This window comes from Paenibacillus sp. FSL P4-0184, from assembly GCF_038004625.1.
Classification (GTDB): domain Bacteria; phylum Bacillota; class Bacilli; order Paenibacillales; family Paenibacillaceae; genus Paenibacillus_AQ.
Genome location: NZ_JBBORN010000001.1, coordinates 4,029,366 through 4,052,148, shown reverse-complemented (window position 1 = coordinate 4,052,148; position 22,783 = coordinate 4,029,366). Strand labels below are relative to the sequence as shown.

General features: G+C 45.2%; 29 protein-coding genes. 5 read left to right on the top strand and 24 right to left on the bottom strand.

All coding sequences use genetic code 11. The features are described from left to right. Position 1: 1 nt before the first annotated feature. From folD to MKY52_RS17625, 16 genes are all read right to left on the bottom strand, one after another. On the bottom strand, positions 2-859 hold the full coding sequence (gene folD, locus MKY52_RS17700; protein WP_076299518.1) for a bifunctional methylenetetrahydrofolate dehydrogenase/methenyltetrahydrofolate cyclohydrolase FolD: 858 nt from the start codon (positions 857-859) through the stop codon (positions 2-4). Positions 860-1,003: 144 nt separating this feature from the next. Next, positions 1,004-1,456, bottom strand: a complete 453-nt coding sequence (gene nusB / locus MKY52_RS17695; RefSeq protein ID WP_042190451.1) for a transcription antitermination factor NusB — start codon at positions 1,454-1,456, stop codon at positions 1,004-1,006. A 298-nt stretch (positions 1,457-1,754) separates the two neighbouring features. Beyond that, positions 1,755-1,988 carry a DUF2273 domain-containing protein gene (locus MKY52_RS17690; RefSeq protein ID WP_042190453.1) on the bottom strand — a complete coding sequence of 78 codons (234 nt, stop codon included), beginning with the start codon at positions 1,986-1,988 and terminating at the stop codon, positions 1,755-1,757. A 15-nt stretch (positions 1,989-2,003) separates the two neighbouring features. Continuing rightward, entirely contained in the window at positions 2,004-2,543 is a 540-nt protein-coding gene (gene amaP / locus MKY52_RS17685; protein WP_042129814.1) for an alkaline shock response membrane anchor protein AmaP, read from the bottom strand. Positions 2,544-2,617: 74 nt separating this feature from the next. Beyond that, positions 2,618-3,034 carry an Asp23/Gls24 family envelope stress response protein gene (locus MKY52_RS17680; RefSeq protein WP_042132343.1) on the bottom strand — a complete coding sequence of 139 codons (417 nt, stop codon included), beginning with the start codon at positions 3,032-3,034 and terminating at the stop codon, positions 2,618-2,620. Between the two features lie 114 nt (positions 3,035-3,148). After that, complete coding sequence (gene accC, locus MKY52_RS17675; RefSeq protein WP_341052581.1) at positions 3,149-4,492, bottom strand: acetyl-CoA carboxylase biotin carboxylase subunit; 1,344 nt, start codon at positions 4,490-4,492, stop codon at positions 3,149-3,151. A 54-nt stretch (positions 4,493-4,546) separates the two neighbouring features. Next, complete coding sequence (gene accB / locus MKY52_RS17670) at positions 4,547-5,056, bottom strand: acetyl-CoA carboxylase biotin carboxyl carrier protein (protein ID WP_076284481.1); 510 nt, start codon at positions 5,054-5,056, stop codon at positions 4,547-4,549. A 147-nt stretch (positions 5,057-5,203) separates the two neighbouring features. After that, entirely contained in the window at positions 5,204-6,139 is a 936-nt protein-coding gene (locus MKY52_RS17665; protein WP_341052579.1) for a SpoIIIAH-like family protein, read from the bottom strand. A 67-nt stretch (positions 6,140-6,206) separates the two neighbouring features. Then, entirely contained in the window at positions 6,207-6,848 is a 642-nt protein-coding gene (gene spoIIIAG / locus MKY52_RS17660; protein ID WP_042190462.1) for a stage III sporulation protein AG, read from the bottom strand. A 40-nt stretch (positions 6,849-6,888) separates the two neighbouring features. Continuing rightward, complete coding sequence (gene spoIIIAF / locus MKY52_RS17655) at positions 6,889-7,650, bottom strand: stage III sporulation protein AF (protein WP_341052576.1); 762 nt, start codon at positions 7,648-7,650, stop codon at positions 6,889-6,891. Between the two features lie 104 nt (positions 7,651-7,754). Beyond that, a complete protein-coding gene (gene spoIIIAE, locus MKY52_RS17650; RefSeq protein WP_149646744.1) occupies positions 7,755-8,996 on the bottom strand; it encodes a stage III sporulation protein AE in 1,242 nt (413 codons plus the stop codon). 42 nt (positions 8,997-9,038) lie between these two features. After that, positions 9,039-9,428: a stage III sporulation protein AD gene (spoIIIAD, locus tag MKY52_RS17645; protein WP_042129828.1), complete on the bottom strand. Its 390-nt coding sequence runs from the start codon at positions 9,426-9,428 to the stop codon at positions 9,039-9,041. Between the two features lie 7 nt (positions 9,429-9,435). Then, on the bottom strand, positions 9,436-9,639 hold the full coding sequence (gene spoIIIAC / locus MKY52_RS17640; protein ID WP_036682849.1) for a stage III sporulation protein AC: 204 nt from the start codon (positions 9,637-9,639) through the stop codon (positions 9,436-9,438). A 13-nt stretch (positions 9,640-9,652) separates the two neighbouring features. Then, entirely contained in the window at positions 9,653-10,171 is a 519-nt protein-coding gene (spoIIIAB, locus tag MKY52_RS17635; protein WP_042190466.1) for a stage III sporulation protein SpoIIIAB, read from the bottom strand. Beyond that, positions 10,164-11,165: a stage III sporulation protein AA gene (gene spoIIIAA / locus MKY52_RS17630; RefSeq protein ID WP_076284476.1), complete on the bottom strand. Its 1,002-nt coding sequence runs from the start codon at positions 11,163-11,165 to the stop codon at positions 10,164-10,166. Before spoIIIAA ends, spoIIIAB begins: the two co-directional genes overlap by 8 nt. 82 nt (positions 11,166-11,247) lie before the next feature. Beyond that, positions 11,248-11,511: a YqhV family protein gene (locus tag MKY52_RS17625; protein ID WP_371915730.1), complete on the bottom strand. Its 264-nt coding sequence runs from the start codon at positions 11,509-11,511 to the stop codon at positions 11,248-11,250. A gap of 302 nt (positions 11,512-11,813) precedes the next feature. Here MKY52_RS17625 and MKY52_RS17620 point away from each other — a divergent pair, with 302 nt between their 5' ends. After that, entirely contained in the window at positions 11,814-12,680 is an 867-nt protein-coding gene (locus MKY52_RS17620; RefSeq protein WP_081382878.1) for a YitT family protein, read from the top strand. Between the two features lie 97 nt (positions 12,681-12,777). On the opposite strand, the gene MKY52_RS17615 is transcribed toward MKY52_RS17620, so the two are convergent. Genes MKY52_RS17615 through MKY52_RS17605 form a run of 3 tightly spaced genes read right to left on the bottom strand, consistent with a single transcriptional unit; the run spans position 12,778 to position 14,227 of the window. Then, positions 12,778-13,389, bottom strand: a complete 612-nt coding sequence (locus MKY52_RS17615) for a hypothetical protein (RefSeq protein WP_341052575.1) — start codon at positions 13,387-13,389, stop codon at positions 12,778-12,780. After that, positions 13,390-13,719, bottom strand: coding sequence for a hypothetical protein (locus MKY52_RS17610; protein WP_341052574.1), 330 nt, complete (start codon positions 13,717-13,719; stop codon positions 13,390-13,392). 10 nt (positions 13,720-13,729) lie between these two features. After that, positions 13,730-14,227 carry an extracellular solute-binding protein gene (locus MKY52_RS17605; protein WP_341052573.1) on the bottom strand — a complete coding sequence of 166 codons (498 nt, stop codon included), beginning with the start codon at positions 14,225-14,227 and terminating at the stop codon, positions 13,730-13,732. 86 nt (positions 14,228-14,313) lie between these two features. Between MKY52_RS17605 and MKY52_RS17600 the strand changes: the two genes are divergently transcribed. Next, entirely contained in the window at positions 14,314-14,865 is a 552-nt protein-coding gene (locus MKY52_RS17600; protein ID WP_341052571.1) for a hypothetical protein, read from the top strand. A gap of 103 nt (positions 14,866-14,968) precedes the next feature. Further along, the gene (locus MKY52_RS17595; protein ID WP_341052570.1) at positions 14,969-15,724 is read left to right on the top strand and encodes a helix-turn-helix transcriptional regulator; all 756 of its coding nucleotides are present in this window, start codon (positions 14,969-14,971) and stop codon (positions 15,722-15,724) included. A 728-nt stretch (positions 15,725-16,452) separates the two neighbouring features. On the opposite strand, the gene MKY52_RS17590 is transcribed toward MKY52_RS17595, so the two are convergent. The 4 genes from MKY52_RS17590 to MKY52_RS17575 all read right to left on the bottom strand — a co-directional run bounded on the left by MKY52_RS17590 (position 16,453) and on the right by MKY52_RS17575 (position 20,249). After that, positions 16,453-17,706: an aspartate kinase gene (locus tag MKY52_RS17590; protein WP_341052569.1), complete on the bottom strand. Its 1,254-nt coding sequence runs from the start codon at positions 17,704-17,706 to the stop codon at positions 16,453-16,455. 301 nt (positions 17,707-18,007) lie between these two features. Next, positions 18,008-18,565 (bottom strand): elongation factor P, encoded by a 558-nt coding sequence (gene efp / locus MKY52_RS17585; protein ID WP_042190473.1) that lies wholly within the window; start codon positions 18,563-18,565, stop codon positions 18,008-18,010. A gap of 47 nt (positions 18,566-18,612) precedes the next feature. Continuing rightward, a complete protein-coding gene (locus MKY52_RS17580; RefSeq protein ID WP_341052566.1) occupies positions 18,613-19,683 on the bottom strand; it encodes a M24 family metallopeptidase in 1,071 nt (356 codons plus the stop codon). A 74-nt stretch (positions 19,684-19,757) separates the two neighbouring features. After that, positions 19,758-20,249: a YqhR family membrane protein gene (locus tag MKY52_RS17575; RefSeq protein ID WP_076284474.1), complete on the bottom strand. Its 492-nt coding sequence runs from the start codon at positions 20,247-20,249 to the stop codon at positions 19,758-19,760. Between the two features lie 207 nt (positions 20,250-20,456). Here MKY52_RS17575 and MKY52_RS17570 point away from each other — a divergent pair, with 207 nt between their 5' ends. Continuing rightward, entirely contained in the window at positions 20,457-21,404 is a 948-nt protein-coding gene (locus tag MKY52_RS17570) for a DUF1385 domain-containing protein (protein WP_371916578.1), read from the top strand. A gap of 7 nt (positions 21,405-21,411) precedes the next feature. Further along, on the top strand, positions 21,412-21,753 hold the full coding sequence (locus MKY52_RS17565) for a hypothetical protein (protein ID WP_042190481.1): 342 nt from the start codon (positions 21,412-21,414) through the stop codon (positions 21,751-21,753). A gap of 80 nt (positions 21,754-21,833) precedes the next feature. Here MKY52_RS17565 and MKY52_RS17560 read toward each other — a convergent pair whose 3' ends face one another. Beyond that, a complete protein-coding gene (locus tag MKY52_RS17560) occupies positions 21,834-22,763 on the bottom strand; it encodes a patatin-like phospholipase family protein (protein WP_341052565.1) in 930 nt (309 codons plus the stop codon). Between the last annotated feature and the right edge of the window lie 20 nt (positions 22,764-22,783).

Here is a 22,783-nt window from a genome sequence, read left to right as displayed (position 1 = left end):
CCTATTCCAAGCCGTGACGGCGCTTAGCCGCAATCAGCGTGTTGCTCATCAGCATTGTAATTGTCATCGGTCCAACCCCACCCGGAACAGGTGTGATGTATCCGGCAACTTCTTTTGCACTATCATAATCAACGTCACCCGCAAGCTTACCGTTATCCAAACGGTTCATACCCACATCAATGACAACAGCACCCGGTTTCACGTAAGAAGCGTCAATGAAATTCGCGCGTCCGATCGCAACAACTAGAATATCTGCTTGACGGCTAATTTCTTGCATATTAGCTGTACGGGAATGGCACATCGTCACAGTAGCATTCTCACGTTGCAATAACAAAGACACTGGCTTACCTACAATATTACTGCGGCCAATGACCACAGCATGTTTACCAGCCATTCCTGTTCCTGTACGTTTGATTAGTTCAATTACACCTGCAGGTGTACAAGGAAGCAGACTGTCAGCACCAATCACTAGGTTACCTACATTTACAGGGTGGAAGCCGTCAACGTCTTTCTCCACGGAGATCGCATCAATAACAGCTTTTTCCTCAATATGCTTAGGCAATGGAAGTTGAACTAGAATCCCATCAATATCATCGCGTCCATTAAGCTGCTCTACGAGAGCCAGCAATTCTTCTTGAGTAGTAGACTCATCCAGTTTATGCACTTCCGAATGGAAACCAAGGCTGATACAAGATTTTTCCTTGTTGCGAACATAAACTTGTGATCCTGGATCTTCACCTACTAGAATTACTGCCAGACCGGGCTTCACGCCACGTTTCGCCAGTTCAGCAACCTCCTGGGCAATACCAATACGAATTTCCTCAGATACTTGTTTACCACTGATGATTGCTGCTGTCATGATAGTCTCTCCCCTTTTATATACTTTACTATTGTACAAGCATAAACGCCTTCGGCGTCCTTACGTGGACGGTAAGCGTTTATGCGAGAAATATAAAACATAAAGAATAGGTGAATAACTTATACTTGCTTATATTTTTAAAAATTAAGAATGGTCAGCTTTAATTGTATCTATCTCCTGGATCATCTTACCAAGCACACCGTTTACAAACTTACCGGAATCATCCGTTCCAAAATGCTTGGCCAAATCTATAGCCTCATTCACAGCAACCTTAGCCGGAACATCATTCGCGAACACCATTTCATACGCCGCAAGACGTAAAATTTGACGATCCACACGTGACAGACGGCTCATTTGCCAGCCTTTCAAGTAATGCTCAAGCATATCGTCAATTGCAACCTTGTGCTCCCACACACCGTTTACATGCTCCACCACATAGTGCTTAAGCTGAATTTCATCCGTAATTACACGCTCGGTTTCATTCTCCTCTGAAGCTTCCTCCAGCAGCATTTCTACAGCTTCCGCGCTCTCTACATCGTTCATTTCCATCTGATACAGGCTTTGGACAATAATCTCTCTCGCTATACGTCTTTTCATGTGTTCCTCCTAAAATCTTATATCGCATTAACATCTTTACTCAAACTTCTAAAACGTCGGGCAACCATAAATATAACTTCACACCTCAAGTGTGATAATAATTCAGACTTTAATCACATCGCCTATAATTATTTTAAGCCCAAATCCTTCGAATTCTATCCCTAATCCTTAGAGGATTATTGTCCGATGTCCGTTAAAGATATCTTTCACAATTAAAAAAACCGCAAAGTCTTTCTTCCAGGGGCATTGGACAACACAAACTTACGGCTTCCTGCTCCGGGAAAAAGACTATCGCGGTTCACTTGAAGGGACGCCAGCGTCCGGATAGACGCGTAATCAGCTCCTGCCACTGAAACAGGGGAGCCTCTGCGTTATCCTTTCTTTTGCCGAACGTATATCCGATGAACACTACCAGTGCAAAGAACAACATATCCCAAAAACCGCAAATTAAATATATCAAACCTAGACCAATGCCGAAAGTCACTCCGGCGATTCTACCCCCGTGACTTTCCCATACTTCTTTCCAAGACATAAGGGAAATTCACCTCTATTCCACTCGACTTTTGAAGCTTGGAGACTGCGTGAGGTTAGCAATGTATACAGACACATCCGCAACCGGAATTCCGGTTGTCTCCTGCACAAAATCATGCACCTGACGTTGCACTTCTGTGGTTAGTAGCGGCAATGAATGTTCACCATCCACTACTGCGCGAATTGTAATTTCAAGGCCCGCCTGAGAAACGCGAATACGCGATTTGAGATCTCTGATTCCCTTCACTTTACCGGCAGCCTTCAGACTCAGATTCTCAATGGTCTCCACTGAAATCTGGATATCCCCATACTCTGTACGCTGATCAACAGAAGGTAAAGAAGCGCGATCACGACGCAAAGAGATGTAGAAAAATCGGATGCTCAGAAGGAACAAGACAACTGCTACTACAATTGCAGTAATATAAGCTGCTGGTCCATTCTCAATCTCCAAAGTTTTAGGAATAGCACCGCTCAAGAGGAGGATGGCAATAACAGATAATATTCCGATACTTAAGCTGTAGACAAACAGCAAAAGTCTGTCCAAAATTTTTGCCACGAGTCTCATAACCTCCTTAAATTAGAGTAAACCCTCGACTTTGCTGTCGGGGGTTTATGGAAGAACGACGACTGTTATTTCACGCGAAGAACCGTTTCAGCTTCCTCGTTCTTGTCTACAGTGTTGTTGTTCTTGAATTGCACATCATGAATATGCACATTCACTTCCACAACAGTCAGACCAGTCATAGTCTCGATGGAACGCTTAACATTACGCTGAATTTCAGCAGCCACTTCAGGAAGACGGTTACCATATTCAATGATTACAGAAACATCCACTGCAGCTTCGCGTTGTCCAACCTCTACTTTAACTCCTTTAGACAAGTTCTTACGTCCGAGAAGCTCAACAATACCACCGGCGAAACCACCGCTCATGCCAGCTACACCTTTAACCTCAACGGTCGCTAAACCTGCGATCACCTCGATCACTTCAGGAGCAATCTGGATCTCACCGATTTCTGTCCGTTCGTATTCTGTCGGCAATGTACTCATTTTAGACTTCACACCTTTCAACAAAGATTCTCATAAATTCAAGCGTAAAGCACGTCTCTTATTAAACATACTATATCATTTGACGAACTTTATGACAAACAAAGCGAAGTCGTCCTAAATTTCATACTCTTCCAGAAACTTGATGTCAAAATTACCATCCAGAAATACAGGATGCTCCAACAGTTTCTGATGGAAAGGGATCGTAGTATGGATTCCCTCCACGGCAAATTCAGCCAAGGCGCGCTTCATCTTTGCAATCGCTTCCTGACGTGTGGGTGCCCATACAATCAGCTTTGCAATCATAGAATCATAGAAAGGGGAAATCGTATACCCAGGGTACGCCGCGCTGTCTACACGAACACCGAGACCTCCAGGCGGCAAATAAAAGCCGATTTTACCTGGTGAAGGCATAAAATTACGTTCTGGATCTTCCGCATTGATACGGCATTCAATCGACCAGCCATTAATCACGATATCTTCCTGTGTAAATGACAAAGGATTTCCTTCTGCAACCGAAATCATTTCCTTGATCAAATCCACACCCGTAACCATTTCCGTTACCGGATGCTCTACCTGAATACGAGTATTCATCTCCATGAAGTAGAACTGTCCATCCGGTCCAAGCAAGAATTCAAGCGTTCCCGCTCCCGAATAATTCACAGCGAGTGCTGCACGAACTGCTGCATTCCCCATCGCTTCACGTATATCCGGTGTAAGTACAGAACAAGGTGCCTCTTCAATCAGCTTTTGGCGACGACGCTGTACGGAACAGTCGCGTTCACCTAAATGCACTACATTACCATGCTTATCTGCAATAATTTGAATCTCTACGTGCTTCATACCTGTAAGGTACTTTTCCAAATATACACCAGCGTTGCCGAACGCCTTCTGCGCTTCCTGTTGTGCAGCATTAATCTGTTTCACCAATGATTCCTCGTCCTCAGCAATCCGAATGCCCTTACCCCCGCCACCTGCGGTAGCCTTAATGATAATCGGGTATCCGATATCACGACCCAGCATGACGGCTTCCTCAACATCACCTACAAGGCCATCTGAGCCCGGGATGATCGGAACTCCAGCCAGCTTCATGGTTTCCTTCGCCACAGCTTTATCACCCATACGGTTGATTGCATCTGGAGATGGCCCAATGAAGATAATATTGCAAGATTCACAAATTTCTGCAAAATCTGCATTCTCAGCTAAAAATCCATAACCAGGATGGATGGCATCACATTCTGTTAAGGTGGCTACACTCATAATATTTGTAAAGTTCAGATAGCTGTCCTTGGACGGCATCGGACCGATGCAGTAAGCTTCATCAGCCAACCGGACATGCAGTGAATCCCGGTCGGGTTCCGAATAGACCGCGACGGTGGAAATGCCTAGTTCTCGGCAGGCCCTAATAATGCGGACCGCGATTTCGCCGCGGTTGGCAATCAACACTTTTTGAATGTTCATGCGTTTCCTCCCAAAGTTTTGCGAAGCTTCCGCTCCATAAGTAATCTGCGGTATTTATTCCGGTTTAACCAAGAATAGTGGTTGACCGTATTCTACAAGCTGACCATTCTCGGCCAGTACGGACACGATTTCACCTTTAATCTCCGCTTCCAGCTCATTCATCAGCTTCATCGCTTCGATAATGCATACCGTTGTTTTCTCACCAACACGGTCTCCAACATTAACGAACGATGGCATTTCCGGAGAAGCGGCACTATAAAATGTTCCCACCATTGGAGATACAATTTTATGTAGATTGCCTTCTGCGACGGCTTGTGGCTGCTGCGCTGGAGGAACCTCACTGATTACTGGATAGGACACTTGCTGCACGCTCTGCGGCTGCGGGGCAGGCGTAAAGGGATAGGCATTATAAGGAGTCGCCAGTACTGCTGTTCCATCAGCTTCAGGGCGATCCGGTTTGCGAATTGCAAGCTTCATTCCTTCGCTTTCGATCTCCAACTCATGTACAGAGGAGGTCTGGTCCAGCAATTTAATTAATTCCTTAATTTCGCTCAACTTGAACATACATTAGTTCACTCCTTCAGCTTTCTCTCGAAGCCACTTCTTAAGCGGACAAGATAACTTTATGTATTATATCATAAACGCTAGAAATGGAAAGAGCCCGGGAGAACCCGAGCTCTTTCGTCATTTTTCCTATAATTTCACGTCTTATTATTTCTCGGAAACGTATTGAACACTAACTTTATCCTGAGACACACTCAGTTCCTTCATTACGAGATCAACGATGCTAACCGCTTGTTTTACATCCAGCTTGTCACTCAGTACGACTACTTTATAGCTGTCCCCAGCTTCTTCCTTCACGATGGCTTCCCCATATTTTTGTTGAAGCTGTTCTTCGATGCCCGTAATTTTAGATTCTTTTTCTTCAAGGTTAAGGAGCTGTTCTTGAGCAACTGCGTTATCAGCAGGCGTCTTCTCCATATCGTTAATCAAAGCCAGTAAGTCTTGTTGGCTCTTTAGATTCTTTTGCTCACGTTCATACAGGTAGTTAGTGAACATGCTGCTCGCCGATACACTTTGTGAAGCTACTTCATCCAGGATTTCTTTATCATTCTTAGCAGGGGTTTTGGATGTTGTAGTAGCCGCTGTATCCTTAGCTGCCGTATCCTTAGTTGCTGTATCCTTAGCTGCTGTGTCCTTAGTTGCTGTATCCTTAGCTGCTGTGTCCTTAGCTGCCGTGTCAGAAGTTTTACTGGAGTCTTTTGCAGCAGTGTCCGTCGAAGCTTTCTCAGAGTTACCGCTGTCTGCTGCAGCTTTACTGCTATCATCCTTAACCGCTGTAGTTGCACTGTCATCAGTAGTTGCAGTAGCTGCACTATCGTCAGTGGCTGTAGCGTTATCTACAACGCCTCCATCAGCAACAACATCTCCTTGATTGACCACTTCGTTCACAACGATACCTTTGTCGCCAACCGTTGGTAATGCTGCGTTTGCTGTATCTTTTTTCAAGGAGTCTACCTGTATAGTTCCTGCTGTGTCTTTTGGAACCGATGCACCTGAATCTTCAGTAAATAAATAGTATGCCGAGAGTACAACCATCAAACTGAGCATAGAAACCAACCATATTGTTTGTCTTTTGCCGTTCATTCTTAATTCCTCCTAAAATTTAATCTAGTGGCTGCTTCGGAAGCACTCACTTCTTGACTTTCTCCTGCTACTCTTGTTTGCGTGGTACTACTGAAATGCGCTGAATTGGGACATTCAAGCCTTTTTCGATAGCCTGCTCGATAAGTCCACGAACGACTTTGTTCTCTGCACCTTTGGCAACTACCAGTACGCCGCGTACCTGAGGCTTAATCCGCTTCGTCACAATAGGTGTTTCATCACCCGATTGCGAGTAGGTTACGATTTCGCCATCCCTCGTATATTGTGTCGTGTGACGTTTTCCACCACTGGCATCCGTCTCCTCACTAAGCTGCTGGGAGTCGTTCATATTTCGCACCACGACAATTTCTTCCGTGGATTCCACAGTGACCATGATATCAACGGTACCGACACCAACGATTTTTTCCAAAATCTCCTTCGTCCGGTTCTCCAGTGTCTGTTCAATACTCTCGAACGAGTTAGTCGCTCCAGGATCACTCTGCACCAGCGCCGTTTGGGAGGACTGATTCAACGGTGGCTCACGCCCCGTATTCTCGTTATCAATCTTCTTCACATTGACGAAGGAATTAAACAGCATAATCGCTGCACCCAGCAGACCCAGAATGATTAGCCAGCGGAAAGTATGACTTCTCTTCGGACTGCCAGCCCCACCCCCAGCCCATTGCTCCAGCTTTTTCAGCCAATTGCCCACTCCTATCCCTCCTAACATTGATAGTTTAGAAGCTACAGACTCATAACTTGACGTTATTCACAACGCCGCCATCTACTTGGATTACTTTGGGATCCAAATCCCATTTTTGTTCCAACAGCTTTACGATGGACTCCGTTTCACTTGAAGGCGTGTTATTTTCTGTTACATTTCCGTTCACTGCTTTGGGCTCATCTGCAGAAGCTGATCCATTCTCTGGATTCGTACCGATCTTTACTTCTACAGGCTCTACAGGAGCGATTGCAATCGGCGGAGCAGCAGCTGCGCTGGAAGTACCGGAAGCCCCTATGGAATTAGCTGTTGCTTGGGACATTGAGACCTTCACTGCGGAGATGACAGGAATATCTTCATTACCAGAGCCGCCGGATTTCCCCATACCGAGCGTTACAGTGACATTAACCCCGCGTTTGCCGGTCTCGCTGATGATCTGCTCCCTCATTTGCTCAGCAACCTCTTCTGCGGCCAGTTTTAGACTTTGATCCTGTCGCCCTTGCGCAAGCTTTTGACCATCTGCCAGAATCTTTTCCAAAGAGGGATCTCCACTTCCCCCTCCTGTGAATAAGCCTCCCTCTTTCTCCTGACGCCCCATGGCTATACTCAGCTCGGCTATTGCGTCACCTTTAAGGAGAGAAACGATCGGGCTAAGCATGGTAAGTAAGATCAGGAGGCTCAGCACCAGCCTTGCATAACGCTCCATGGATTTGCTTGGGAGCAGTAATTCAACGAATGATGCTAGCAGCACGACAAGTATGATCTCTCGTAGCCAATCGCCCAACCAGCTCATCGTTTCCCTCCTAAAAGTTTTGTTAGCATAGCCTTCAGAGAATTTCTACGTACAAAACTAGCTTCGTAAGCACCCGCTAAGTTTTGTTAGCATAGCCTTCAAGCTCACCTCATCATGACGGTTAAATTGCCAGCGGTTAGCATGATCGTGACGGCCATAAAAAACATTAACGATACAGCTGCCAAAGCAGCGAATACGTACACCATGCTTTTTCCGATGGTCTGGAGGCAGACCACAATCGGCGTCTCTCCTAATGGCTGCATTACAGCAGCAGCTACATTGTAGATCAGAGCAAGCACCAGAATTTTGATCGCCGGAAAAGCGCAAAGGAACAAAATGATGATCACTCCGGATAGCCCAATAGCGTTCTTCACCAGGAGTGAAGCTGAGATCACTGTGTCTGTTGCATCTGCGAACATTTTTCCGATGACCGGAACAAAGTTGCCTGTAATATATTTAGCGGCCCGGATCGTAACACCATCTGTCACTGAACTCGTAATTCCCCTGACTGAAATCACACCGAGGAACACAGTGAGCAGTACTCCTAGTAATCCAGCTCCGATATTTCTTAGCAGATTCGCCAACTGGGTCAGCTTGTATTTCTCCGACAATGCACTTACGAGATGCAGCACCGCCGAGAAGAATAATAGTGGAAAGACAATGGTGTGGATCAGTGTGCCAACGGTATGAATCATAAAAACAATTAGTGGATGTGTGACCGAGACGGTAACAATGTTCCCCATGGAAGCTAGTAACGCGAACAGTAGCGGAATCATGGCCATCATAAAATCAATCATCCGGTCGATAGCATCCTTCGCATAACCTATAGCGATATTGAAGCTGTTCACGGCAATAACGAGCACTACCATATAACAGAGCGTATAAGCCACCTTGCTGACCGTTTTTCGCTCAAAAGCGGTTTGTAGCGTCTCCAGTATCATGCTGAGCACACTGACCATGACAATCGTGACCAGCAGCCTTCCGTTGTACAGCACCTCATGCCACATAAATCCAAGAAGCCCAGATAATACACCTTGTAAGCTGAGTCCCTTATCCCCTGGAAGCAGCATGTCCATAAGTGATGGTGTTGCCCCGTCTGGAAAAAAACCTCCGTAATCCTTCATCAGTTGATCCCAGTACGACTCCACCTTATCTGTTGGCAGATTGTTCACCTGACCCTTGACCCACTGGTCTACTGGGGAGGAGTTCCCCGATCCAGGTGCTGGAGTTGCTGGAGAAGCTTTGGCCACCTGAGCTGTACCTGCAAACCATAGAATGAAGAAGCATGGAAGCAGCAACAGTATTATTTTTAATTTTGGAGGACGAAAAACACTGCACTTTTGCATAACTTCTCCTCCCTAATCGTTGCTTAGCTTCCTTCAATTGCTTTAAGCAGGTAGCAGCTTCATGACCGTTTCAATAATGATGCTGATAATGGGTACAGCTAGTACCATAATGAGGACTTTTCCGGCGAGCTCTATTTTGGAAGCAATCGATTCCTGCCCTGCATCACGCACAATCTGTGCACCAAATTCAGCGATATATGAAATTCCGATGATTTTGAACACGGTCTTCAAATAGATCATTTCCATCCCCGATGACTCTGCCACCCGCTCCAGTGTGGAAAGTATCATTCCAATCTTGCCGATTAGAAACAGGAAGATCAGAATCCCTGTGGCAGTAGCGAGGAGAAAGGCAAACATCGGTTTTTGTTCCTTCAGCACGAGAATCAATATGGTCGATATCAGCCCTATTCCAACAACTTGAATGATCTCCATAGCACGCCTATTGAAAAAGAAAGATCGTTTTTATTTCCTGCAACAGTCCGTCCAGCATTCGAATAACCATAAATAGCACAACGACGAACCCGATCACAGTAACCCAATGTGCGAAATCTTCTTTTCCCATCTGTTTAAGCACCGTGTGTATCATGGCGATAATTATGCCAATGCCGGCAATTTGAAAAATCGCATTGACTTCAATATTCATTCCTGGCACCTCGCTAAAAGATCAAAATGACGATCAATGCTCCAAGCAGCAGACCCAGGCTTTTACTCAATTTTTCATATTTGCCTTGATCCTCTCTGGCCACCGACTCCTCCTGCTTCAATTGCTGCAATGCTAACGCGATATGAGTGCTCTGATTGGACCTATCGCTTGTACCGAGAGTACAACTGAGCTGGCGGAGAATCTCTTTTTCTGTCCCCTTCAATGCGGTAGACTTCCAATGCGAGTCCATAGCCCTCTGAATGGCATCCTGGGCACTTCGATCATGGGGTGGGCTCATCTCCTCAGCTGTTTTAATAAACAACGTTTTGAGCGGTTCCTTAGACTGAATCCCAATGCGCCGCATAGCTTCAGGCAATGGGGTAAAGCCGTACATAATTTCTGTTTCCAGCCGCTGTAGCGCTGCTATCAAGCCTCTGATATGTCTTGGCCTGTCTGCATATTGTTTTGCAAATTGGAGCCCTGCTAGCGTACCAGCCAGCACAATCAGAACGGCACCGAATAGCTTAAGCATGTAAATCACCACCTAATCGATCCCCGGGTGAGATAAGAAGTAATCCGCGTTTCTGTCCATCCAGAACACGAAAGGAGAGTCCTGCTTCTGAGCGATGCAGAATGACGTATCTTTCGAACATCTTTTGTTCCAATAGCCCGCCAAGCCCGGGTCTACGAGCCAGTTCTATTACTTCTTTACCGTGAGCCGAAGCAACGACTGATATTCCAGCATGCAGCGCTTCTGTGACTGCTTCAGCGTCTTCAGGACGACCAATCTCATCAGCGATCAATACATCCGGTGACAAGGAACGAATCATCATCATCATGCCTTCAGCTTTGGGACAGCCGTCGAGGATATCTGTGCGCGGACCAACATCAAAGGCGGGAATCCCGCGTCTGCTTCCGGCAATCTCAGAACGTTCATCGACAATCCCCACCTTCAAACCGGGTCTTCCGCCTTCACGTTTCCCCAAATCTCCTAAGGAGATTTGTCTTGCGATATCGCGAAGAAGAGTTGTCTTCCCGTGCTGTGGAGGCGAGAGGATCAAGGTGTGCATCATTCGCTGCCTCCCCTTGTCCAGCAGATAAGGTAGCACTTTATCCGCGACTCCGGGAACCTCACGGGCTATGCGGACATTGAAGCTTGTAATGTCGCGTAGATGCTCCACACCACCACCACTCAGCACCGTCCGACCAGCAAGTCCTATTCGATGGCCGCCAGGAATCGTAATAAATCCCTTTCTCAGCTCTTCTTCCATCGTATATAATGAATGGTTGCTGATCAGATCTAGCAGTCTATGAGTGTCCTCCCGATCCGGCCTATAGGCTTCTTCCGGCCTTTGCGTTACGCTGCCATTTGCTCTAAGAAAGTGATATTTACCTGAATAGTTAATCTCCAGCGGACGACCTTCACGGACCCGAATCTCTTCCACCATTCCAAGTAGCGGAAGGGGAAGGCACTTTAATAGCGCTCTTACTTTTTCAGGAAACAATTGCAACCAATCATCTGCCATACAAAGTACCCCCAAGTTGTCCTCTATCTAATTGCTTTATTCCATATTTATGCTTGTACGCGCTCAATATGCCTATCATCTATCATTTTTTTAGAATCCCGATTAAGAGAAAGGCTACACCGCAACCGACCCAGCCCAGTTTGCTCCAGGACAACTGCTGAGCCATCCCTGTAAGTCCGATCGCAGTCGTCAATATCAAGATCGTCGGGCCTACCAAAGCTAGTCCAGAATTGACTGCAAGCGCCTTGTCTACCTGATTCAACCGCAGCATAATCAGTGCAGCTATAATCTCCGCACTACCCGAGAACAGCCGAAGAGTCGCCATCCAGCTTACATACTTGTCCAATCCACTCCACTCCTAACTTTTACTATTTCACAGAGAATGATATTCAGGGCTTGTTTGTCCTTCTCTTATCCATGGATATGCGATAATTACTCACTTTAGACAAGGAGAAATGACAGAATTGCAAGTCCTACTGTGAAAGAGTTCATAGTACACACCTATATAAATAAATATAATCAGTACGATAAAATTATTTTTTACGAACACTTCCATCTGTGGTATCCTTGTTAATTGGAAATATAGTGGGTTTATATTTTCAAAAAGAGCAGACTATAAAGACATAAGAAAAAGAGGGGATTTGTGTCATGCAAGTTCGAAGTTACGGGTTACCGCAAAACATGCGGACCGTAGTCAGACCACTCAAGGAAGTAGCTATCATTATTTTTTCAGCCTTTTTAATTGCAAGCGGGATGCGATTGTTTCTAATTCCTCATCAGCTTCTGAGCGGTGGGGTAGCAGGGGTGGCTTCGGTCGTCGGTTATTTAACGGATCCGAAGTACATTTCTAAACTTTATTTTGTAATAAACCTTCCTTTAATTGTCTGGGGATTTATTGCAGTGGGGAAAAAGTACATCTTACTAAGCTTGCTTTCCGTCGTGGCCACCACCTGGTTCATTACCATTATTCCTGAGGTGCAAATGACCAAGGACCCCATTCTTGCAAGTATTTTCGGCGGAGTAATTATTGCTGGGGGCGTTGGGTTTTCTCTCCGTACTGGGGGCTCTTCTGGGGGATTTGATATATTAGGCTCGATTATTTCACGTAAACGGGATATTCCCATGGGGAATATCATGTTCTTAATGGATGGATTAGTTATTCTGAGTTTAGGCTTCTTTAAAAGCTGGGATTCCGCCTTATACGCTATGCTCTGTATTTTTGTAAAGAGTAGAGTAGTCGATATGATCCATATTCGCCATGTGAAGCTGACCTGCTTTATCGTTACCAAAGAACGGGAGATGATGCTGACCCGTCTCAGAGAGTTACCTCATGGCATCACTGTCGTCAATGCAGAGGGTGGATACAGTCATGAGGGAAATACCATGCTAATGACTGTAACGACTCGGTATGAACTTGCAAATCTGCGGAGAACTATTCTTGAGGCAGACCCAAGCTCCTTCGTCAATGTTGTGGAGACTGTAGAGATTCAGGGCCGGTTCAAACGATTAGGATAAATTCAGGGATCTACCTCCCTTGCTGTTATATAAATGAAAAGGAACGCTGCATTCAAATCTGCAGCGTTCCTTTTCATTTATAAGTGATGCTATTTGCTTATTTTTTACTAGCGGAAATATACCAGTCATTCACTTCCTTAGTAATTTCATCACCGCCAGATTTCTTCCAGTTGGCCACCATCGTATCGAACTCTTCGATAGGGGATTGACCGTAAATGATCTTGGAATACGTTTGAAGTACCAATTTCTTTAATAGCTCATTTTTGGATTTCATGGTTTCAGTCAGAGGTCCTTGGAAGTAATTCTTCATACGAATATCCTTTTGCTCCAAGACGATCTTCATCGCTTCAATATTCTCCGGTTTCCGAACCGCAGCTGTAGCGATCTCATACGGTGTTTCAGGCGTACCACCGTTTGCCAGTTTGTTCATCGTCTCTGCGTACAATCCCGGCTCACGGGCACCGTCAAAGGTAAGAGAGTAGTAGATCGGTTCAACTAAATGTGTCCGGTCGCCATAGCCAGGGAATAGATCCGGATATTTCGCCGGGTCTTTAACTACAGTACCATCTGCTTGCTTGGCATAGTCATAACCTTCAGCAAAGCCATTTTCAAAAATGCCACCTTTTTGTGGATTCGCCCAGTTATCGAATAAGAAGTTATAATTACGCAGCAGTGCTTCTTGATGCTTCGAATCTTTATTGATCAGCATTCATAGGTTAACAGACGGGTTACCACTTTGTGTACCAATTTTGCCATCAGGACCGGCAGGAATTGCATAAGCTTTGTATTTTGCACCAGGTACGTTGTTCAGCAGATCACCAAACGGCCAATCTGAAAGCCAGTTGCGGCCTACAATTGCACCCGCTTGACCTTTAGTGAATTGTTCGTAACCACCATTTTCATCGACAAGACCTGCATCTTTAGTGATATAGCCTTTTTCCATCCATGTCTTCAGTGTAGACAATGCTTGCTTCGCACCTGGATCGATCGAGCCATAGCTCAGCGTACCATCTGCACCTTTGTTCCATTGTTCTGGCATGGTGCCGAAATCACCGAACAACCAGCTGATATCTTTTAAAACCGGTTGCGAGACCAAGGGTGTCTTTCTTACAGTTGCCATCAGGATCTTTGTTTACAAAAGCGTCCATGATGTTCTCAAAATCAGCAAGTGTCTTAGGAGCCTGCAGACCCAGCTTATCCATCCAATCTTGACGCAGCCAGAGAACCATGTCGTCATTATAAGCGTAATCCAGAACCGGAAGCGCCATAACTTTGCCATCGCGTGTTACTGGTAACAATGTATCCGGATTAAGCTCCATACCCTTCTTGTATACATCGCCAGCGTACTTGTCAATCAAACCACCAACATCTGTGAACTGTCCGGAGTCAATCAGCATATTGACCGTTTCCATATCGCCACGGTAAGTGATCACGTCCGGCATTTTATCACCTGAAGACAACATAAGTCTAATCTTCGTCTGATAGGCTTGGTTGGTGTCGGTGACAACCCAATCATATTTCACATCAATGCCCAGATTATCTTTCATATAAGTGTTAAGAACGTTGTTCTCCAGACTCTCGCCGGGTTTATAGTAATAGTTATTACCAATGGCCTTAACCGTTGTAAGTGTGATTGGCTCAACATATTTGCTGCTATTCCAATCGGTTTCGTCAACAGGCGCTGAAGCTGAGATCCAGCGATTATCTCCTTAAACCAGTTGAAGACGAAGAATTAATGAGCGCCGTTCGCAAAGCACTAGACGAGCTTGAACAAGAGTGGCAAGAAATCATTTCGATTCAAAAAATTAATTATACGCTTAGAGAACAGCTGCCTAAGCTACGGGAATATCTACTGCGGGATCTGATTACCGGCAAGCAGGACCCGGCCATAGGTCCACTTTCCAAAAAACTTCAAATGTATGAAGTTCCCATTGCCAGAGGCACTTCCTACAGCATGATGCTGCTGAGGATAGACACAACAGAAGGTGAGTACGATCAAAGTGATGAGACACTCATTGAATATGCACTGACTAACATTGCTGCTGAGCTGTTCGGCCCCCGTATGGCGTTATGGCATTGTACAGATATGCACGGATTTATCGTCTGCTTGCTGTCAGATAAGTCCCTTCCAAATACGATTGAATCAACAAAGATAAGCGAAAGAGGAACTCGATGTCTGGATTGAAACACAGGCCTTTCAGCTCCAACGTGCGGCTAAATCCTACTTAAAGGTAGGCGTATCCGTTCTAACGAGTAAAAGAGGCCAATTTCCGCAAGATATCCGGACCATGTATCAGTCCTTACTGGCGAGTTTCAGGCATTTCATCGGAAGGGATACCGAATTGTTCATTTCACTAGCCAAGGAACCAAACCGCGGTGAAATGCAGCAGCTAAATGAGCTCTACCTAACACCGACTCTCGGATTGCTGCTGGAAATGGGCCAATGGGAAGCAGCCAACGATAAGCTGGCAGCAATCCTGAAAGAGCTGGAAGAAGAATGGCGAGACTCACAGGAGCATATCCTTGAAGCTTATTTCGCCATTGCCTCCTCCATTTCTTCACTTATTCATCGCACCAAAAAATGGCTGGCTGACACGATCGGTGAAGATTTCTACACCGTTACTAGCGGGCAGCCTATGCAAACAGTCGATGAGTTACGCAACTGGAGTGAACGGGTCATCGCCAGCTACCGACGCTCGGTTAGCAGTGTGGAGAAGGATTCCCGAAACTCCATTATCCGCAAGGTACAGGATTACATCGCGCAGAACCCTGGTACAGCTTCACTACAGACTATATCTTCAAGCGTATATCTGAATCCTTCATATCTCTCGAAGATTTACAAACTTGAAACTGGTGAAGGAATCAGTGAATATACGCTTCGTATTCGTATGGAGAATGCAATTCTCTTGCTAGAGCAGTCGCCTGAAAAAATCTATGAAATTTCTACCTTGCTTGGCTATCAAAAACCTAGCTATTTCATTCATCTATTCAAGAAGCATTATGGCATAACACCGCAGGAATACCGCAACAAACTCGGTTTGTAAGTCTAAACAAGAAAAACGCCTGACGTCGTCCTTGGAGGTAGAGTTACAAGCTGAGTACATCCGTAATTCCATACTCGTATCCATATACACCTTCGTAGTGAGGTTCCGCTTACGGACCGAATGGCTTTATTTCGATGAAATGAGCACATATATTAGGGACGGACCGTATTGCACTTATTCCCTAATAACAAGCCCCTTCCCGGTGATCTGGGGCGAATAACAGCGCTGGCTCGTTTACGTTACCGGCGGCACATTATATTCGATTTTTCGCATACATTTGGCTCGTTTACGTTACCGGCGGCACATTTGTATTCGATTTTTCGCATACATTTGGCTTGTTTACGTTACCGGCGGCACATTGTATTCGATTTTTCGCATACATTTGGCTCATTTACGTTACCGGCGGCACATTGTATTCGGTTTTTCGCATACATTTGACTCGTTTATGTTATCGTCGGCACATTGTATTCGGTTTTTCGCATACATTTGTCCGTAGGCTCGACTAAAACATGCATTTCAGAAGATATAAGGTCCGCTCGGTTTTTAGAATCTGACGGATGACTCTTCGTTTATTTCATGTCTCCTGATTCTTCACGTTCACCCCTCCTTCCTCTTTCTTCGGAGTTATCCACATTTTTTTGTATTGTATAATTTCCTAAACAATAAAAAAAAGGGATGCCCGCAGCCATTTGGCTGTAAGGCATCCCTCTTTGTTTACTCAGCAGCTCTTATCGGCGATCTTTAGGACCTCCGACGAAAGCCTGCTCTGTTGTATCGAGATTGTAGGCGGTATGCAGCGCCTGTATGATTGATGGCAAATTGCCTGATTCAATAACGCAAGATACTTTGATCTCAGAAGTGCTGACCATCTTGATGCTTACCCCCTCTTGGGAGAGTACTTCAAACATTTGAGCCGCTACCCCTGGATGGCTGACCATACCAGCACCAACGATGGATACCTTCACCAGGTTATCCTCGGAGGTAACTTCACGATAAGGCAAAGTTTTATGAATTTCTTTAATAACTTCCTTCGCCCGATCCAGCTCATCAAGAGAAACTGTAAATGAGAAGTCAGCCTGCTCATTCTGAACACCACTTTGTACGATGATATCTACGTTAACGCCCTCATCAGCAAGCTTGCCGAAGACCTGAGCGAGTACACCTGGTACATCAGGAACTCCAAGAATACTGACACGTGCTACATTCTTATCAAATGCAATACCACTAACTACGATTCCCTGCTCCATGCTTGTTTCCTCCTTCACAACAGTACCTTCATTATGATTAAAGCTCGATCTGACGACCAGCTTAACTTGATGACGCTTAGCGTACTCTACTGCACGTGGATGTAATACAGCTGCTCCCAGATTGGCAAGCTCCAGCATTTCATCGTAAGAGATTTCCTTCAGCTTACGTGCCGTCTTCACGATACGTGGGTCTGTGGAGTAGATACCATCTACATCGGTATAGATCTCGCATACGTCTGCTTGAATAGCAGCAGCCAATGCTACGGCTGTAGTGTCCGAACCACCGCGGCCTAATGTGGTGATCTCACCGTCCATAGTCATTCCCTGAAAGCCTGCAACGATCACGATCTGTTCACGCTTCAAAGACGCTAATACACGACGCGGGTCAATTTCATTGATACGAGCTCTGCCGTGAGTTTCGTCTGTTCGGAATCCAGCCTGCCATCCTGTATAAGAAACTGCATTCCGCCCGATCCCATGCAGGGCAATGGACAATAGAGCGACGGAGATTTGTTCACCTGTCGTCATCAACATATCCATTTCACGTGCGGGCGGCTGCCCGTTTAGTTGCTTCGCCGTATCGATCAAATCATCTGTTGTATCCCCCATTGCAGATACAACCACAACGCAGCGATGTCCCTCATCTTGCTTGTCTGCGATGCGCTTGGCGACGCGTTTCATTCGTTCAGTGTCGCCGACGGAGCTGCCTCCGAATTTCATAACATAAAGTGACAAAGTCCCATTCACTCCCCATATCGGTCTATGTAGTTGCTTCTAATCGGTTTCCCGCTTTAAATCAGTATAATACGAAAACAGTGCCTTGCGTTAATGGTTTCATAAAAAATTTATTAAATTTCCCCGCTGTGAAAAAAAAGATAAGGTCAGCATCAACCCTTCAGCTGTGCTTATTTTACTCAAATTCCAGTATTTTAATGTAGGTTTCCATAGCATCTTTATCCGTTACTGTTCATAAAAAAACCTCCACCGTATAAACGGGGAGGCTCCTCTGGTAATATCTAGGTTATTGTTCTGTTTCCTACGCGCGGGAGATATATTTACCTTCACGAGTATCAACCAGCAAGATGTCTTCTTCGTTGATGAACAATGGAACCTGAACACTATGTCCGGTTTCAAGCTTGGCCGATTTCGTAGCACCTTGTGCCGTGTTTCCTTTAACGCCAGGCTCAGTTTCAACAACCTTCAACTCTACGCTGGTAGGAAGGTTGATCCCAAGAATCTCACCTTTGTAACTAACGATGTTTACAGTCATGTTCTCTTTAAGGAAATTCAATTCCCATTCCAATTGCTTTTCGGACAATTCGAATTGGTCATAAGTTTCGTTATCCATGAATACGTGGTCCGATCCACTGGCATAGAGATATTGTACACCACGGTTTTCGATAATAGCACGGCCAATCGTTTCACCTGCACGGAATGTACGCTCTACTGTATTACCGTTACGCAAGTTCTTAAGCTTAGAACGAACAAATGCTGCGCCTTTACCTGGCTTAACGTGTTGGAAATCAATAACGGTAAAAATATCTCCCTCTACCTCTACGGTCAAACCTGTTTTAAAATCATTTACTGAAATCACTAAAAATCCCTCCAAAATTTATAATCAATCTAATACATCACGCTTACTTACAGTACTGTATATTCTTTAGACGAATGGGTCAGCAGTGATATTCCGCTCTCCGTGATCACAATGTCGTCTTCAATACGTACTCCGCCAATTCCCGGCAAATAAATACCAGGCTCCACAGTTACGACCATCCCCGGCTGCATAACATCGTCGCTAAGTTTGGACAAACGCGGCCACTCATGAACTTCCATTCCAAGTCCATGGCCTGTGCTGTGTCCAAATTGTTCACCATATCCGTAGCTAGCAATGATATCACGTGCCAAGGCATCACATTCCCGTCCAGTCATACCCGGCTTGATATGTGCTAAAGTATGTAGCTGAGCTTCCAGCACAATATCATAGATCTCTTTCAGCTTCGGATCCGGTGCTCCGAGTGCGATGGTTCTTGTCACATCTGAGCAATAGCCATCAAGTAATGCACCGAAATCAAGGGTAATGAATTCATTGCCTTGAATTACACGGCTGCTTGCTACGCCGTGTGGCATGGACGAACGTTCACCTGAAGCAACAATCGTATCAAACGATGAAGAAGTTGCACCATGGGTACGCATATAAAATTCCATTTCCAAATCAACATCGCGCTCAGTCATGCCTGGCTTGATCACGTTCAGAATATGACTGAATGTAGCATCGGCCAGATCTGCTGCACGTTGCATAACGGCAAGCTCTTCCTCATCCTTGAACATACGAAGGTCTTCCACAGCTTTGGAAATTGGAACTAACACTGCCGGCTTAAGTGCTTCTGCATATGAGGTGTACGCGCTGAATGAAACATCATCCTGTTCGAAACCGATACGTACCTCTTTACCAGAAGGCAGAAGCTCGCGAACTGTATCAATGAACTTAGTTGTATGTTCTACAACTTTAACCCCCATTGCTTGGTCCGCGGCCTGTGTCATATACCTGAAGTCAGTCAGCAGATAACAATCATCACTTGTCACCAGTACATAACCGGACGATCCGGTAAATCCACTTAAATAGCGGCGGTTATAACCGCTAGTTATCAACATTGCATCCAATCCTTGATCCTGCAAAACCTTACGCAGCTTGGAGACACGCTTGTTACCCATTTTCATTCTCCTCTCGAAATAGCCACATTGTATTTTAACATAGGGATATCCCCTTGAGAAGTTTTTTCGCGCCGTTAGGCAAGCGCTGTACTTTGCTCACGCTTCCGTTCGTCCGTATACTCGATCGCTGCTGTATATCCAATGAACATTCCCCATAGCAGAAAAATGCAGAACTCACTAATGACCGTGTTCCAAGGCAGCTTGAATGGGGGCTGCATAAGAAACATCTGCGAACCGGGAATAAATATAATCGCCCACCATAAAACGCCGTAGACCAGGCCTGGCCAAGGTCCCTTCAGCTTACGGAGAAGCAGTACATACAGCATGGAGGCGATGACGGAAAATACAATAAACATCATATATCCCACGAAATGTCCAAATGCTGTTGTCAAAAACGCATGCCTGAAAAAAGGCTCTGCGATAAAGCCAGGGCTTACTTTGGTAAAACTGAACCAATAGACTAGCCAATGAAGTCCACCCCAAATTAATCCTGCAAAAAAACCTAATTCGAGTGCAAAAAGCCAAATATTTGTATGCCCCGATTGTTGTTGATGAGATTTGCTCATGAAATTGCCTCGCTTTCTTTATTTTCAATGCCGATTTATCTCTCGTTCTCTCTAGAAGATAGTATGTACAGCAAAAGGCGATCCAACTAGTAATGTCTTCAAAAATTAGTTACAATGTATTATATAAATCATATTAAATACGAGAAGGTGAATTGGTTGTCCCAGGAAACCCCCAGTTACGGCGGCCAAGCCGTCATTGAAGGCGTCATGTTCGGCGGTAAGCATATCAATGTAACAGCCGTGCGACGCAAGAATCAGGAAATCACATTTTTAGAAGTACCCAAAAGCGATAAGAGCTGGGTCACGAAACTGCGCAAGATTCCGCTGCTTCGCGGCCTTGTCAGTATAATAGATGCCAGCGCTAAAGGCTCTAAGCACTTGAACTATTCAGCCGAATCCTACGCTGAAGATGAATTGGAACCGGAAGATATCGAGAAGGAAAAAGCGAAGCCGAAGAAAAAGGATGAGGGCTGGAGCCTTGGAATGATTTTCGGGGTTGCTGTAATGGGTATTCTCTCCTTCTTGTTCGGAAAGCTCATTTTTACGCTTGTTCCGGTATTTGTAGAGGATTTTTTATTTAAAAATGTATTTGATAACTACGTACTGCACAACCTCATAGAAGGCGGCATCAAAATGATTCTCTTGCTGGTCTATTTATGGGCGATTTCTCAAACACCTGTGATCAAGCGACTGTTCCAGTATCACGGCGCCGAACATAAAGTCATCAGCGCTTTTGAAGCAGGCGAAGAACTGACTGTTCAGAACGTTCAGAAATACAGCCGTCTGCATTACCGCTGTGGAAGTAGCTTTATGATGCTGACGATTATCCTCGGTGTGATCATTTACTCCGTAGTCCCATGGGATAATCTTTGGGAACGAGTGATCCAGCGGATAATCTTGTTGCCAGTCGTAATTGGTGTATCGTTCGAAGTTCTAAAGGGAACCAATGCGGTAAGAGAAGTACCAGGCCTTAAATATCTGGGTTACCCTGGATTGTGGCTGCAACTCCTTACAACCAAAGAGCCAAAAGACGATCAGGTAGAAGTATCTATTGCCTCTTTTAACCGTATGCGTGAGCTTGATGCTGCGATTGAAGCAAGAGGATATTCGGAGGCAAGTGTGTCAGGCGGCATATTGGATCCTGCGAAAGGATGAGTGATCTATGATCAGGCATGCTTTAATTTTTTGGATTACGGTTACGCTTGCGATTTTCGGTTTTGTGATTGGAGTCTTGACTGAGCCCTTTTTTACGCTGTCGAAGCTGATTCTCCCCTTAGTACTGTTAGCAATCATTTATTATGCTTACAAAAAAATGGGACCAGGCAAATACGCTCGTAGCAGCAGTGGATCTAAGGTTAAAGTGAAGCCTTCCCAGAAGACCATGTCAAAGGTAGCAGGAATTCGCAAGACTCAAGCTGCACCAGGCAAACGCAAAAGCTATCCTTTCCAAGTGATCGAAGGAAGTAAAGGGAAAAATGATGATCAGCTTCCGAAGTATCACTAACTTCATAAGAACTCCAAAAAGCATCTCCACGTTTTTAGTAACGTGCGGGATGCTTTTTTCTCATATGGATACCTCGCTCGTTATCTTGGTCGCCACTCCTTAAAGAAATCTTCTCCTGCTTTGAGTCCAGCAGCATACATTTCATCGCTTTGCGCTTTTGTAATTTCAAATTGAGTCGTTCCAATCCCAAGCGTTGGAATTTTTACCGTACGAACAAATTTATCCCCTTCAATAAACTTCTCATCATGAGCAGAGAGCATGGTGGTTACCAGAGCTTGAAGCATACTAAATGGCCCTCTAATTTTATGCGGCTGTGGATCGGTCTTACCTACCGTTTGATAACCTACCGTAGGAATTCTGCTCCCAGGTTGTTTGCTCCCATTATTCTTGCTGTCAAATAGCCACAAAGGAAAATTACTCAAGAGCCCACCATCTACAACATACACAAACTGCTCGGCAAAGGATTTCCCTCTTCCTGCCTGCCCGTTTAGTCTTAACATCACAGGATCAAAAAAATAAGGAATGCTGCAGCTCATTCGCACTGCCTTGGCCACTTCAAAATGCTCCGGAGAGATCCCATACTGCTCCAAGCCATCTGGCAAGACCAATATCCTTCCATTTGTGATATCGGATGCGATAATAGATAATTTACCGGCAGGCAGATCACGGAAGGTGATGATCCCCTTTTTCAGTAATAATGCTCTTATCCAGGACTCCAAGGCTTCCCCAGAATATAATCCTTTCTTCAATAACACTCGCAGCGCAGGACCAACGATAGCCGTATTGTAAATGGGACCTCGCTTCAGAAACGATGAAAAGGATGTCCCTTGGATTATCCGACACATTTCCTCCCCTTCATAGCCCGCTGCTAGTAAAGTGGCTACAATCGAACCTGAGGAGGTTCCTGCTACCCTTTTAAAAGTCCAGCCTGCCCTTTCTGTAGCTTCAACTGCTCCCGCAAGAGAAATCCCCTTTACGCCTCCTCCTTCAAATACTGCGTTAATCTCCATACACAAAAATCCCCCGTTTC